This is a genomic window from Algoriphagus pacificus (assembly GCF_017254845.1).
Classification (GTDB): Bacteria; Bacteroidota; Bacteroidia; order Cytophagales; family Cyclobacteriaceae; genus Algoriphagus; species Algoriphagus pacificus.
Genome location: NZ_JAFKCU010000006.1, coordinates 142243 through 157144, shown reverse-complemented (window position 1 = coordinate 157144; position 14902 = coordinate 142243). Strand labels below are relative to the sequence as shown.

The window sequence follows — 14902 nt, the reverse complement described above, 5'->3', positions numbered from 1 at the left end:
CTTTCTGAGTTTAGATTAAAGATAAACTTAAAATTTGATTGATAAATATTTATGAATGTTACTTTTAAGAATCTAAATTGAGTTTAGTTTTAGAGTGAGTTATCTATAATTTGCCTGTATTTTAACCCTGCTAGTCATCCAAATTGAAATCAGTTTATAAATACAATCCCGAAATTAAAGTTGAGATTTGACTGACCAGCCAAATCATTGCTTTCAAAACCCATCAGATATTTAATTCCTATACGAAAAGCCATATTTGGATTTGGTTGGATCAGTGTGCCGATTTCAGGTTTGATCGCGAGCTGCCAATGTGTTTTGTCTGATGAAAAAATGCCCATATCAATTTTTCTGTGGCTAGCCATGGTTCCTATGCCAAAACCTGCATAAGGTCTAAACAATTCTGTTCTTAAAGCATAGTAATTTACCGTAGCCAAGATTGGCCAGCTGTATTGATATCTGTATTGGACACCAGAAAGAGAAGCAGTGCCTTCTGTATACACTTTTTCATCTTCTCTTTTGTAAAGGGTTGTATGACCTGCCTCTAATCCCAGCGTTACATGGGGATTAATGAATTTCTGATATTCAAAAACAAATCCTCTTCCTGATGCCTGATCGATAAAATCAGAGGTATTTCCCATCGGGACGGTCACTGCGTAATTAAATGAAAACAAGGAGTTTTGCGCTTTGGATAGGGAAGTGATTCCCACAAGCAGAATAAATGTGAGTAGTATATTTTTCATTTTTATTTCTTTAGATAGGGTGATTGACTAAAAGACTGATTGATACTATCATTCACTCTTTTGCTGATACTGTTCGTATTTCCTTCAAGTAATCCATTGATGACACCTGTCCAGACAACAGGGATTTTATCTGTAGCGTCTAGGTCATTTGGCGAAGTCATTTGAATCATCAATGTGCCAGTTCTTACTCTGCTTACTTGCGGAGGATAATATCCCGGATAATACCAACCCCATCCTGGACCCCATCCTGGATAAAACCAGTTCCAATACCACCAATCATAATAGAAAAATACCTGATCTGTCTGTGTCACAGATGGAAGTAAAATCAGATCAGGGTTTGCACTTGGATCAACCTGTCTATATCCAAGTCCATCCATATTGCTCTTGATTGAGTTTAGGATTGTAACCGCATAAACTTGATCTACATATTCAGGCTCGTCTCCTGGATTGAAATCGATAAATTGATCTGTTATTTTAATGACATTATCAGGAATTGCATAGGTTCCTTTTGATTGGAAATCAAAGCCTGCATCATAGTTAGTATAAACGATATCCAGTTCGTCTACATACTCTGCACCGTCAGGCTTACAAGCTAGGATGCTTGACGCAATCAGCACGCTAAATAATAGTTGGTAAATTTTTCTCATCATGTTTTAAAAGGTTTAATTTTCATCTATAAAAGGTAATTCTTGCTGCATGGCATTTCTGATGGTATTGTGGATATAAGTATCAATTTGAAGGAATTTTGCAGCGTCGATAGGAGAGGTTACTTTCTTGAATTTTTTATAATACTTCGAATGAAGTTTTGAAAGCGCCTGATCATTTGCCAAGGTTCTTTTTGCCAATAGATCTGCTTGATCGTTGTTTAGAGTTTGATACTCGTCCAAGTAGTCATTGATGATTTTCATCCGCTCCCGTGAAAGAGCCTGTCTTTCACTTTCGTAAGCTTGATAAATAGTCCAAAATCCCGGAGCTACAGCCTCTGGGAGATCCATATAGGCCTCAACCAACATTTTTTTATCACTTCCAAAAGCAGCTTGAATAAGTGTTATTTCATCATCGATTGTCATCGTTTGTGAAATAGCTTTTGTAACTGGAATAGCCAAAAAGATAGCTATTGTAAAAATCCAAGTTTTCATAACAATATTAATTAGGTAATTAAAACATACCTGAATTTAAAAAGTCTTGAATCCAAATAGTATAATTCAATTGTAAAATAACATTCAAACCGAAAAGAATGGACGAATGTTTACAAAAAAATAACTGATCTATCGATTAGAATGACTCGTTTACATTCAAATAAAATCCTGAATTACCTTTACTTCCAAATCCATAATCGGCCGATATGGTTGTCCTGTTTTCCTTATTGATCATCACTCTGAATCCAATACCATAGGCAGCATTGATTTTTTCAAGGAGTTTTTCATTGGTCATTTTGCTGCCAAATGATGATGCGTTAAAAAATACAGTTCCTCCAAAAGTCTCTTTGTTTTTCTGTAGAGGAAATCTGTATTCAGCCTCGGAATAGAGCATGGACTCACCTCGAAACCTACCTTGAGCATAGCCTCTTCCTGATCTTCCAAACATGTCATATCCAATAGATGGTAAATTCATATAAGGCAAATCTCCAGAAACCAAAAAGTTTCCTAGTCCCCAAAGTCCTATCAAATGGCGCTTTCTCTTTTCACTTAAATTGAAATAATGCCTGTAATCGAGGAGTAGGGTAGAGGAACTCTTATCTGAGCCTAAGAAACTTGGATTGACTTTGAATGAAACCAGTGCAAAATTATTTTCATAAGGCGATACGGCAACATCTCTATTCTCCATTACTCCATTTAAAGTAATTCCGGAAAGCGTGTATTTATCTTGGTCAAAGCCCAATTGGGTATTGTAAAAGTTATGGGCGAAATTCAACTCAGAAGGAGGGAGCTCTGTGTCCAAGAAGTTTTCAACTTTTGAAAAGACATCCAAATGATAGCCCATTCCTAAATAGAATTTTGAGAAGCCTATTCTCTTCAGGACGGTTTCATAAAATCTTACCCAAGAATAATTCATTTGCTGCTCTCCCCATAAAACTCCTTGTTGATTAGGGTTCTCAGAAGGCTCATTAGGTGTAGAGGCACCAAGTCCATAGGTGGGTTGGGAAGTAATAAAATAACGCCAGTCACCTACTAAAATCCACTTATCCTCTGAAAGAAAGACATTTGATCTGGAACTGAAAATCCACTGTTTCTTTGTCGTGTATAAAAAATTGCCAACTAGATTAGAAAGGTGAGTAGTTTCGGGATTTCCCATTCTCCAGGTAGCAGAGGGGGCTAAACCAAAAAGCCATCCGTTCGCTGGATTCGAACCGATGGCAGGCAATGGGACTAATTTGAAGTCCCTTATCTGGTTTGGTTTATAAGTTTCTTGCTCCTGACTATAACCAACTTGAGAGAAAATCAAAACCAGTAATATAGTCAGTAGCTTTTTCATTAGAAGGAAATATCGTATTGAAGTCTGAATCTCAATTCATCACTTTGAGGAAGTGCCTGATCTTCAAAAGTGAATTTAGTGATTTCTGTGGTCAGCTTATTTAGGTGCCCCACAAAAAACCAGTTGAAGGCTAAAGCTAATTCTTTTTGCTTATTTTTTGCAATGGTTAAATCCGGTCGAATTTCAGCATATCGAACTGCAATCTCCAGAGGCTTTGGCCAAAAGTTGAAAATTTGATAAGGGAAATAACCAGCTGTCATGTAATAGCCTCCCAGATCTGTACTACCACTATCCTCAAAATTATCCACTATGTTTTTTCTGTGGAATTCACTTGCCCATGAAAATCCCTTGTAATTAAAAGCTGTTTCGATGTTGTATTGCTTGATAGTATACTGTCCATCATTTGTCCCCTCAAACCCAGCTAGATTACCTCCACCAGAACTTGAAAAACGCGTGTATGGACTGGTATTGGTAATTCCAGCCAAAGCTATTAGAGCTGCAGGTTTTTCTGAAATACCTACATCACCTCCAGAAAATGGCACTTCTCTACCTAATAAGTTCCATTGGAATCTACCGAAATACATCAGTTTGGAGTCATCGTTAAAGCGTGAACCTCTTCCAGTTCCTGTAAATACTCCCAACCAATAGTTAAAGTTAGCTGCTCCACCTCCATCTAAATTTCCATAAATAGACATACCCTGTTGTCTGTCTACTGTGAAAATCCTGTTCAGAAGAGATCTATCCACAAGTTGCTGATTTCCACTGCTGATAAATCGTTCTCTGGTATATTCTACTTTCCATTGACCAGCTTTGAATTTCAACCAAGGCCACTTTTCTACCATGAATCTAAAATCCAGCAAGATGCTTTGTCCCAGTTCGTATTCGAAGTAATATTTCAACCAAGGTTGATAAGCGTGTCCTCCAATTTTTAGTCGCGCTCTGTTGATTTTAAATAACTTAACGTCTTGATTCCTAAAGTCATTAAAGGTGATCGGATCTTGGTCATCCGGTACTGCAAATCGGAATTGCAACCTACTTGCTATCTGTAGCTCATACTTTTCATCGGCTGTTGTAAATACAAAACCTTTGGAGGTATGCCTGATGGGTTTTTCTTTGATAATGGGATCAACGGCGGTGCTATCCTTATTTTCTTGTGCTACTAAGCTACTGATTACCAAGAGGGTTAATAATGGAACTAGTTTGATGCTTTTGATTAGGGTGACCCTGAAGAAACTCATTTAGGTACTTATTGGTGAGAGAATGGGTGCAAAGAACGTAAAAAGCACTGAGAAAAATTAGAATTTTCCCAGTGCTTTATTATAAATATTTCAGGATAGGTTTACTTTGATGCTTGTGGCAACCTGAAAACAAGGCCTCCTTCTAGCCCGAATTGGTAAAGGCTGCTGTAGCTGGAAAGTCCACCACCAACTCCTCCAGTGCCAAAATACAGTCCACCACCAACTGCTTGAGTGGCTGAAAATAAGCTGGCTTGAATTCGCAAAGCAACGTTTTCAGCAAGCCAGAAATTTGATCCACCACGGATATTATATCCAAATTTTGTTGCAGAGTTTTCTCTACCATTGTCAGGATTTCCAATATTAAAAATCCCCATTCCAACACCTATTCCCGCGAATGGCTCTACCGTTTCATTCACTGGAAAATAGCGAGTTGCATTCAACATGATCCAATTAATCGCCATATCAAAATTGGTGCTTTGAAGAGCTCCACCCAGAAAGCCTCCATCTTGATAGATCGTTGGGGCATTGGTGTCCTGTCTTAAATACTGGATTTCTATCGCACCTCTATTAGGAATATGGTATTCGAGGCCTGCACCCCAGCGTAGTCCATCTTGGATTTGTCCTTCGAAATAAGAACTACTTGAAAAATAGGAATCTACCTTGTCCTTGAAAATGTAACCTGCATAGGTATTTACTCTGAGTTCCTGTGCCATTACAGCCCCTGAGAGAAATAAAATTGAGAGTAAAAAGAGTAATTTTCTCATTTGATTAAAGTTGTGTCTTATGAAATGTAATAAATAGTTTAATACAATACCCTGATTTCTACTCTTCGATCATTTTCAACTGATCCTTTTTCTCTTCCTCGTATGATCATTCCTCCATTGCTTTTATCTATGCGATCAGGTGATATGCCATAATCCTCTTGAAGTAGTCGGGCTACTTCATTTACCCGTTTCTCTGAAATCTGAAGATTATAGGCCACAGATCCAGTATTATCTGCATAACCAATCAATTCTACCATTACATCCGGATTTTCCTTTAAATAATCCACAATCGGACTAAGCTTTGACAATTCCTGCTCCGCCAAAGTAGTTTTGTTGACATCGAAGTAAACTTCAATCTTACTTGCATGTAAGAGTTGCGGTACATTTTTTTCAATTTCAACTGTATCAATTTGTCGTGGGATATTACTTAAGCTATCTATCAGCATTGAGTCCAAAGCTATTCTCGCCAGTAAAGCAGAATCATAGGCAGCTTGTTGTTCAGCCTCTTTCTTTTCGCCACTGTTGGCAATAGCTGCGGTGGTAGCTGCTGTACCGCCTACTAGCAAAACATCTTTTAGCAAATCATTATTTTTCTTCTCCAGCTTCTCCTGTTTTTTTCTATTCTTTTCCAGTTTTTTAGCTGTTTTGTCATCCATTGCCTCAGTATTTATTTGGATTTCCTGAGGCTCAGCTTCTGCTACTTTCTTAGAATCATCTTCTTCGGCGACAGGTATTTTCGAAGCAAATGCCATCATCATCGCAGAATCTCTTTTGGCTTGAGCTTGAAGCATTTCAGAGCGGAACTTCTCCATTTCATCATCAAATTGCTCTCTTGTCATCATGCCTTCTGCCTCTGATTTTTGAATTGCTGCAGTTTGTTGAGCTGAATCAAGTTGAAGTACAGTTGGATTTCCTTCTGAATACAAGATTCGACTTACTTGCCCAGGATAAATAATCAATTCTCGCATCATGGATGCCGAATCCAAAGCCAATTGATCAGGAGAACTGCTGGTTTGAATAGCTCTTAAAGAATCAATTTTAAACTGATTTTGACTAGATATTCCATTAAGGCTGGTCATCTTTCCAACGACAACAGACTTTTCATTCTCAAAATTGCTGATCCGTGTTTCCCTGATATTGGCAGAAACGGTACTGTCACGCTCCGCTAAAGCTATTGCTTGATCGAATCCCAGAATTTCTGTCTGCACTGAATCCATTTCATTTGTCAATTGACTTTGCATCAATTCGAGCGAATCCAAATCATTTTGGATTTCAAGTAATTGAAGGGAATCAGCTACAAATCCCATCTTTGAATCTTTGGAATTAGATGGAAGCTGAATGACCGTAAAATAATTGTTGGTAGTTCCATGAGCACTCGGATTTAATTCGGCTTCCTCTTCTGCCAATTGTCTTTGCGAGAGTTCTGTGGGCACATAAGTATATCGCTGGGTTATTACAGGGGGCCTAAATGACTCTTTGTTGGCCCCAAAGCTGAATTTGATTCCCATACCATGGTAGATGTACCAGTCCTTATGTCCATTTTCAAATCCTCTGTAAGGATCGTCAGCAGTGACTAGATTGGTCCCAGGTTTTGCTGCATAAGCTTGGAAATCATTGTCGTAACTGTTTCGATATACTCCTGAAATATCATCCAAATAATCCGTTGCCGCTCTTTTAAAATCCGTTTGTGCAAATAGTTCTAAAGAATTGCTGATTCTGATTCTAAAGCCCAAGCCTAAATTGGCATATAGCGTAGCATTTCTATAGCCATTAGGATTTTCAGTGTTGAGGTCAGAAAGTTTGGTTTCAAAAGTTCCATCAGGAATCGTAGAAAGGTTGGTATAGTCATACCTGTTTCCATTTTCATTTAAAAGGTCCCCATAGACATTAAAGGTCTGGATCCCCAATCCAACCGTCAAATAAGGCGCAAAAATGGATTTCCCTGACAAAAGCCAGTCATTATCCGGTTTGATGACAAAAGATAATCCAGCATCGTATAAATCAGTCTGAAAGTTGAGAGCTCGGTCAAAAGTCGGACTTTCAGTATATAGAGTGCCATCATTTTTTAGGAACCGGTCGCCAGATCCAAATTGATAGCTACCTGCAGAAAGCATTAATCCTACTGAATTCCCTAAGGCATATTCCAGGGAAAACTGATAGGAGAGTTGCTCCGAATAATTCTTATACCGGTTATAAAGCTTCGTAAAATTCTGAAAATTATTTACTTCCAAAGGCCTGATATCTCCAAAGTAATTGGTCGGTCCAGCGCTGAATCCTATTCTCCACTTATTTCCATGCAATTGGGCATAAGTTGTCGATACAATGGATAGCAGAAATAAAAACGTGAGTAGCTTCTTCATTTTTTTACTTTTTATTTCCGAAACCTAACCACAGTTTAAACTCTGCACTTACACCAATAAATGGTTGGAAGCTATTGACATCATTACCTGAAAGTTGCTCTGTGGTAATAAATGTACCGCCGGCATTTAGCCTGATCACCCTAAAAAAGTTATATCCCAAGCCAATATAAACTGGCCTTTCTATGACTGGTCCTGAGATTCTTTCATTCAGACTGTTTTCCATTTTACCGGAAATAAAGGCGCCAGCAGAAATAGACATGTTGTTCATGAATCTGGCGAAAGTTCTATTTCCAAGTGGGAATGACAAGCCTACATATGGACCATGGACAAATTCCTGATTAGGCAATCCATTAGTTAGAGAAATTCCGCCATAACCAACATTAATTGGAAGGGCATTGGAAGTCTTTTCAGTTGGGTAGTTTTCAAAGACTTTTTCATCCACGCGAACCAACATATTCGGGCTTAAATATTGACTGATTTCAGAGGAAATAATGGCATTCAATTCTTCCAGATATTGGGCTGCATAGACTGCTCTTGCATTATCGTTTTCACTTAAACCAGTTGCATTGAATTTAGCTTTGCCCATTTTAAGTTTTTCCCGCTGCTCTAACTTTGATTGGGTAATATCACTGAATCCTGGAAAAGCTTCACCGTTTGGCAATTCAAAATAATAAGCCCCTTGCTCTACAATTCTTTTCAGATTGTTGAGAATGACGATATCTGATTCTGAAAAATGAATTCCACCTCGTTTAATTGTAGTGATCGTGCTAAGGTATGTTTTGATGTTTTGGCTGATTAATGCTCTTACCTCCTCAATCTGTTCTGCACCTGCTTTTTGGTAAAATCCTATCTCTACATAATAATCTTCATTGGAACGAAGTGGGTCTGAAACCAAAACGGAATAGGAGATATCCTTGTACCCAAATGGTGACTTCCAGAAATAGGAGTAGCCTGCATTAATGGTCTTTTTTGCAGGGTAAATGGTGAGTTTAACCATTTCTATTTTCTCAGGAATAGCCCCTCTTACATAAAATGCCTGTTCTGCGGGTAATGGATTTCCTCCATTTAATTTGTTTTGGAGAAGGTCAAGATCAACAGTTTCGACCTGACCAAAGAGCGGGAATATGAAAAACAGTATTCCAACTAAACTGAGTAAAAATTTATTCATAAGATTCAAATAAGGATGAAAACTAACTTTGAAATCTATGCTTTAATCATTTTGAGATTTTCTCTCAATCCCGAAACTAACGGGAAAAAATAGGGAGTCAAATAATTGAAATAAGCCCTATTCGAAACATATAATCAGAAAACAAACTAAACCGGGAAGTGTTTATTTTCTTCAATTAAGCCCCATTCACAATTAGTGAGTAGTTGATTTTTTAAAAGGGTTGCCTAGATTTTTAGTAGGAACAAATAGAAATAAAAGCATTCCTAAATAAAAAATCAGTTTTCCTCCTTTTACTAATGTGTTTTTGAAATTCATTCTTTTAAAAGTTAAAATATGGAGAATATCTTCTATGAATTTACAAATTCAAATTTGAATAATTGAACAAATGTTGGAATTAGGTTTAGAAATAACTTAAGTTTCTTAGAGAAGGATCAAAATTTTCTAAGGTCAAAAATTTAAAAGTAAGAGATTATTTTAATAAAGATTTTAGGATTTCTCTCTTGATAAAAACTATCAGAAACCAGCTCACACATCCGGCCAAACATCCAATAAATGCTCCAATAAAAACATCTACAGGATAATGAACGCCTAGATAAATTCTGGTATAAGAAATAAATGCAGCCCATAAAAAGAGCCATTTTAGGTATTTGATTTGTTTTCCAACTTTGAGATTCAAAAATGTAGCAATAGCAAATGTATTTGCAGCATGGGAGGAAGCAAACCCATATAAGCCGCCGCATCTCTCATAATTGTGAATAATGCCTTCCCAGCGCTCATCATGACAAGGTCTCAGCCTTTCAAAGAAGGGTTTCATAAAACCGGAAGTTGTTTGATCTGCAATCAAAATAGCCAAGGCAGCTCCACCAAAAACCCACCAACTGATTTTTGGGTCAGCTTTATAAATGAAATAGATCAAAATGGCATAAAATGGGATCCAAGTGATGGTTTGGGAAATCTGAAACATGATAGGATCCAACCAATCTGCATGGAGTGAATTCAGAAAAATAAATAACTCTTCATCCCACTTTTTTAAATTTTCTATCATGGCACAAAATTTAACCAGTCGATTCCTTTTTTGAGATTTTCCAGAGTAAAGCTTTCCCTACTTCCGATTTCTGGTTGATGCATATACTCCCAATTGGCTTGAGGAGGCATACTCATCAAAATACTTTCTGTTCTTCCATTGGTGTCTAGACCAAATTTTGTCCCGGCATCCCAAACTAAATTAAATTCCACATACCTGCCTCTTCTTAGGTTTTGCCAGGATTTTTCCTGATCTCCAAATGGTAACTGGCTGTTTTTAGCCATAAAGTAATTATAGACTTCGGGGAATAATCTACCGATACTTAAACTGAAATTAAGGATTTTATCAAATTCTTCATCTGATTGTGCTTTCAAATGATCATAAAAGATGCCGCCAATTCCCCTCGTTTCATTCCTATGTTTGATGAAGAAATAATCATCCGCCCACTTTTTATATTTTTCGTATGCCAAAGGATCATAGGCATCACACACGTTTTTGACTGCTGAATGGAAATATTTGGCATCATCTGGATCAATGTAGTGGGGAGTTAAATCTATTCCGCCACCAAACCAATGAACCCCATTGTCCATTTCAAAATACCTGATATTCATATGAATGATCGGGACCATTGGACTCTTAGGATGTAGTACAATGGATACTCCCGTTGCATAAAAATCAGCTTTCTCAAGACCCAACTTCTGAAGTATTTTATCAGGGGTAGGACCATGAACAGCTGAAAATGCCACTCCGCCTTTATCAATGATTTTGCCGTTTTGGAAAATTCTCGTTCTACCTCCTCCGCCTGCTTCTCTTTGCCACTTGTCCTCCATGAATTTGCCCTGACCATCACCTTTTTCAAGTGCTGCGCAAATGTGGTCTTGGATTCCTTGGTAGATAGTGGAGATTTCTTCTTTACTTTTTCTAGGCATTAGCAATATTTTAAAAAGGGTAACCGATCCCAAAGTTAAACACAGTTTGGCCTTTTTCACCCAAAGGTCTCTTAAAACTCAAATTATCGAGAATCCATCTTTCCCCCTCTGGTCTCGCCGGATCAATAGCTTTAGTAGCCATATCCAAACGAATAATCAAAAAGTCGAAGTCCATCCTAAGTCCTATGCCTGTACCTACTGCAATTTCTTTGTAAAATCTATCGTATCTAAAATCTGAACCAGGACGGGATGGTTCATAACCGATGTTCCAAGAGTTACCGGCATCAATAAATAATGCCATATCGAAATAGCCGACCAAGTTCCTTCTGTATTCCAACATGGATTCCAATATCATTTCAGCGGGCTGCTCAAATCGGTAGTCGAAATAACCCTCTTCAGTCAGGGGAGGGGTATAGCTTCCAGGACCTAATCTTCTGGCTTGCCAAGCTCGAATACTGGTTCCACCACCTGCAAAAAAGTATTTTTCGTAAGGTAAAATCCCGCTACTCAAACCATATGGTTTTGCAATCCCAAAGTTCAAGCGATAAGCCACCGTTTGTTTCTTGTCAATCGGAAAATACCTTCTGAAATCTGCCTGAAATTTCAGCCATTGAAAACGGGCAAAATCTGTTGCTTCATTATTACTTACAGCATCAATCAGGTTTAAGGTTGTTCCGCCGCTTTCTGCAAATAGTTTGAGAAGGGAGGATCGATTTGAATCAAATTCCCCATAGCGATTGAAGTTGATGATGGTTTGGCCCGACACACTGCTTACGATAGAAGGTAGGAAAGACCAAATCAAATTATTCCCTTGGTTTGCGAGATTTGTCAAAACATCAAGAAAATCAGGGGTGATGCTAGGAGTTCGGATATAGTTCAAATCCATCAAGTTGAACGTGAACTGCTGACGGTTATTCCGAGTGGCCCAAGTATAGGAAAGTAGTGCATTGAGACCACTTCTGGTGTATTCGGGTCTATTGGTATAATTAAAACCGATCAAAGTACGCGTATTGGGATTATAACGACCGTATTTTTCTAAGCTAGTCGGGAAGAAAGGAATCAAAAACCTAGGGAAAATAATGGAGGCCGATGTCCCTAATTCCCTACTTTGGTAAACCCCCTGATCTGTTGCAGACGCAACTCCTTCAAGGCCTGCACGAAAGTTGAATTCGAGTATTTCTCCTGCCCTGAAGAAGTTCCTGTTTCGAAGTGAGGCCGAGAAAAATGGACCGGGCAATTGCTCCGTTATACTGAGACCCAACTGATTGGTTAACTGATATTTTTGATTCGGTTGGGTGATGATTTTCGCAGTAAGAGATGTTCCAACCGTGTCAAAAGAAATATTCACAAATCTGAATAAATCCAGATTGCTCAGTTGCCTTTGGGATTCTAGCACTTCAAGGCGATTGTACCGATCACCTGTATTTAAAAATACCCTTGAAGAAAAGATCTTTTCAGAATACCGATCTCTATAAAATGAGAAATCTATGTCTCGGTATTCTGCTGTGATCTTTTGATCGATAAACTCATTGCTTGGAGGATTAACCCTGAAATAGATCGAATCTATCGTGTAGACTTCGTGGATATCTGTGAAAGTCGGTTTTCGGATTAACTCTTCAATGACAACAGTTTTTTTGCTGGTGTCCTGAAAAACATTGTATTCAATAAAGGATTTTGAAAACATGAAAAAGCCGTTGTTTTTCAACAACTCCTCCAATCTATTCCTCTCAGCAACTATCTTATCCTGATCGTAGTTTTCCTTGACTTTCAACTCACTTTCAGAACTTTTAATCAGTTTGAGGATTTCCTGATTTTCAGTTCTGATATAGATGGAATCGATTAGGTAGGGCTGTTTTTCATCAATCTTGTAAGTGACAAAAGCCTTTTTCTTTTTGGTTTCTACCTCAAAACCCACATTGGCATCCATGAAGCCTTTGTTGTACAGGTAATTGTCAATCTCAGTGACGGAGATTTTCGTTTGGCTGCTATCTAAAATTGTAGCAGGATTTCCGGTTCTCATCAAGAAATTTCCGAATTCTGCCTTTTTTTCAAGACTATTTACTTTACTCTCAAGCTTGTCCTGTTTTTTGATCAGTTTTCTATTGTCAGAATCTTCCCCACGTTGAGTGCTTACTTCCCTAAGCTCTTCTCTCTTTTCCTGTAGTTTTTCAGCAACTTCGGCACTATCATAAAATGCCTCACCAAATCGATAGATATTTACTCCAAGAGAATAATTCAACAAGGGGATAAAAGTATTTGGCTCCTGCTTGATCAAAGGACTGATATCTTCCTCGTTTACTTTGTCTAGCCCCTCGAGATTATTTTCAAATAAGACATATTTCCCTTCAGGGACGTTTTTAGTAATAGAACAGGCCGCCATCCCACCTAGGACACAGATAAAAAGTATATATTTGATGAATTTCAAAATGGGAGAATAGATCGGAATGCTTAGCAAAAATACAGTTAAGTTTATAAAAACCTTACATCAAAAGAAATACCGAAACCAAGAGCAAAAGTTCTTTGTGGAGGGCGAAAAATCAGTTTTAGAGGTATTAAATTCTGATTTCGAAGTGGATATGCTTTTAGCCACTCCGGCTTTTTCTGAGAATCATGCCAGCATCATCCGAAAATCAAAAGCTGAATTCATAGAAGTTACCCAAAACCAACTGGAATCTGTTGGTCAATTTCAAAGTAATGATGCGGCACTTGCAGTCGTGAAAATGAAAGCAAATCAATATTTTGAATTCCCTACCTCAAACTTTGTAATTGCCTTGGATGATGTGAGAGATCCAGGAAATCTTGGAACAATCATTCGAGTGGCGGACTGGTACGGGATCAAAAATTTACTTTTTTCATCTCAAACTGCAGATTTCTATAATCCCAAAGTAATTCAGGCTAGCATGGGATCTTTTACCCGTGTGAATTTCTATTATTGTGAATTAAGCGATGTTTTAAAGCAATGGAAAGTACCTGTTTATGGTGCGTTTTTAGATGGACAGAATGTTCATAATCTCAAATCCATCGAGCCAGGAGTTTTGTTGATGGGAAACGAGTCAAACGGAATATCTGAGGAATTAAAAATGATCGTTTCAGAAAAAGTGACCATCCCTGCTTATGGAGAAACTGAGTCCTTGAATGTTGCCATAGCTACCGCGATACTCTGTGATAATTTTAAGAGGCTCTCAGGATTATGATTCAAAAATTAGGAAAGACTCTAAACAAGGTGGGGATCAATGGATTCTTGCTGGGAATCTTTGCAGCAATATTTTTGGGGTATCTGATTCCTGATTTTGGATCTGATGCATCCATAGTGCCTTGGAAGCCTATAATTAATGTTGGTATTGCATTGGTGTTTTTCTTTTATGGAGTAAAATTGGATCCTGTCCAGCTCAAAGCGGGTCTCAGTAATTGGAAACTGCATGTCCTGATTCAAATATCAACGTACCTGATTTTCCCTAGTCTGGTATTGTTGGTCTTTTCAGTTTTTCCATTTTTAAATGAGGACTTTAAGCTTGGTGTTACTTATCTGTCTATACTTCCTTCTACTGTGAGTGCATCAGTAGTCATGGTCTCGATAGCAGGAGGGAACCTTCCAGGAGCAATCTTTAATGCAAGTATTTCTAGTTTATTAGGAGTAGTTATTACACCTGCTTGGTTGGGATTTTTAGTGGATGGTACAGATCTTCAGATGGACTTTTTGCCTACTCTAGGAGAGCTTTCTTTGAAAGTTCTTCTGCCTGTATTCTTGGGGATATTTTCTCACCGTTGGCTATTTCCATTGATCAAGAGCAAGATTGGAAAAGTGAAATACCTAGACCAAACGGTTATTATGATCATTGTATACACTTCTTTTGCCCAGTCTTTTTCTCAGGGAGTATTTGCCCCATACAAAATCACAACCTTGGTGGAAATTAGTGTTACGATGCTATTGCTGTTCCTTCTGATTTGGGGAATTATAGAAATCTTAAGTAGAGTGTTGAAGTTTTCAAGAGAAGATAGAATTACCTCTCTTTTTTGCGGCTCAAAAAAATCTCTGGTTCAGGGTGTCGTGATGGGTAAAGTAATATTTCCCGATCCAGCAATGCTGGCTTTGGTTTTATTGCCAGTGATGTTGTATCACATTCAGCAGCTTATAGCCGGTTCTATCATCGCTTCTAGCATGGCAAGGAAGTCAAGAATTTAAAAGTATAGATATAAAAAAAGG

The 14902-nt window shown here is 38.0% G+C and carries 13 protein-coding genes; 2 read left to right on the top strand and 11 right to left on the bottom strand.

The genetic code is table 11. The features are described from left to right. Nucleotides 1-149: 149 nt before the first annotated feature. The 11 genes from J0A69_RS19440 to tamL form a co-directional block, all read right to left on the bottom strand. Nucleotides 150-740, bottom strand: coding sequence for an outer membrane beta-barrel protein (locus J0A69_RS19440; RefSeq protein ID WP_206588289.1), 591 nt, complete (start codon nucleotides 738-740; stop codon nucleotides 150-152). 2 nt (nucleotides 741-742) lie between these two features. Beyond that, a complete protein-coding gene (locus J0A69_RS19435; RefSeq protein WP_206588288.1) occupies nucleotides 743-1390 on the bottom strand; it encodes a DUF4136 domain-containing protein in 648 nt (215 codons plus the stop codon). A gap of 12 nt (nucleotides 1391-1402) precedes the next feature. Further along, the gene (locus J0A69_RS19430) at nucleotides 1403-1879 is read right to left on the bottom strand and encodes a hypothetical protein (RefSeq protein ID WP_206588287.1); all 477 of its coding nucleotides are present in this window, start codon (nucleotides 1877-1879) and stop codon (nucleotides 1403-1405) included. 136 nt (nucleotides 1880-2015) lie between these two features. Continuing rightward, entirely contained in the window at nucleotides 2016-3215 is a 1200-nt protein-coding gene (locus tag J0A69_RS19425) for a BamA/TamA family outer membrane protein (RefSeq protein WP_206588286.1), read from the bottom strand. After that, nucleotides 3215-4453 carry an OprO/OprP family phosphate-selective porin gene (locus tag J0A69_RS19420; RefSeq protein WP_206588285.1) on the bottom strand — a complete coding sequence of 413 codons (1239 nt, stop codon included), beginning with the start codon at nucleotides 4451-4453 and terminating at the stop codon, nucleotides 3215-3217. The genes J0A69_RS19425 and J0A69_RS19420 overlap by 1 nt, the downstream gene beginning before the upstream one ends. 101 nt (nucleotides 4454-4554) lie before the next feature. Then, nucleotides 4555-5217 (bottom strand): outer membrane beta-barrel protein, encoded by a 663-nt coding sequence (locus tag J0A69_RS19415; RefSeq protein WP_206588284.1) that lies wholly within the window; start codon nucleotides 5215-5217, stop codon nucleotides 4555-4557. A 38-nt stretch (nucleotides 5218-5255) separates the two neighbouring features. After that, on the bottom strand, nucleotides 5256-7577 hold the full coding sequence (locus J0A69_RS19410; protein WP_206588283.1) for an OmpA family protein: 2322 nt from the start codon (nucleotides 7575-7577) through the stop codon (nucleotides 5256-5258). Between the two features lie 4 nt (nucleotides 7578-7581). Further along, nucleotides 7582-8745, bottom strand: a complete 1164-nt coding sequence (locus tag J0A69_RS19405) for a hypothetical protein (protein ID WP_206588282.1) — start codon at nucleotides 8743-8745, stop codon at nucleotides 7582-7584. A gap of 469 nt (nucleotides 8746-9214) precedes the next feature. Continuing rightward, nucleotides 9215-9790 (bottom strand): phosphatase PAP2 family protein, encoded by a 576-nt coding sequence (locus J0A69_RS19400; protein WP_206588281.1) that lies wholly within the window; start codon nucleotides 9788-9790, stop codon nucleotides 9215-9217. Continuing rightward, a complete protein-coding gene (gene hemF, locus J0A69_RS19395; protein WP_206588280.1) occupies nucleotides 9787-10698 on the bottom strand; it encodes an oxygen-dependent coproporphyrinogen oxidase in 912 nt (303 codons plus the stop codon). The genes J0A69_RS19400 and hemF overlap by 4 nt, the downstream gene beginning before the upstream one ends. Before the next feature lie 10 nt (nucleotides 10699-10708). Next, on the bottom strand, nucleotides 10709-13123 hold the full coding sequence (gene tamL, locus J0A69_RS19390; protein WP_236033023.1) for a translocation and assembly module lipoprotein TamL: 2415 nt from the start codon (nucleotides 13121-13123) through the stop codon (nucleotides 10709-10711). A gap of 19 nt (nucleotides 13124-13142) precedes the next feature. Between tamL and J0A69_RS19385 the strand changes: the two genes are divergently transcribed. Together J0A69_RS19385 and J0A69_RS19380 are read left to right on the top strand one after the other, a co-directional pair. Then, the gene (locus J0A69_RS19385; RefSeq protein WP_206588279.1) at nucleotides 13143-13892 is read left to right on the top strand and encodes a TrmH family RNA methyltransferase; all 750 of its coding nucleotides are present in this window, start codon (nucleotides 13143-13145) and stop codon (nucleotides 13890-13892) included. Then, nucleotides 13889-14881 (top strand): bile acid:sodium symporter family protein, encoded by a 993-nt coding sequence (locus tag J0A69_RS19380; protein ID WP_206588278.1) that lies wholly within the window; start codon nucleotides 13889-13891, stop codon nucleotides 14879-14881. Before J0A69_RS19385 ends, J0A69_RS19380 begins: the two co-directional genes overlap by 4 nt. The last annotated feature ends 21 nt before the right edge of the window (nucleotides 14882-14902 follow it).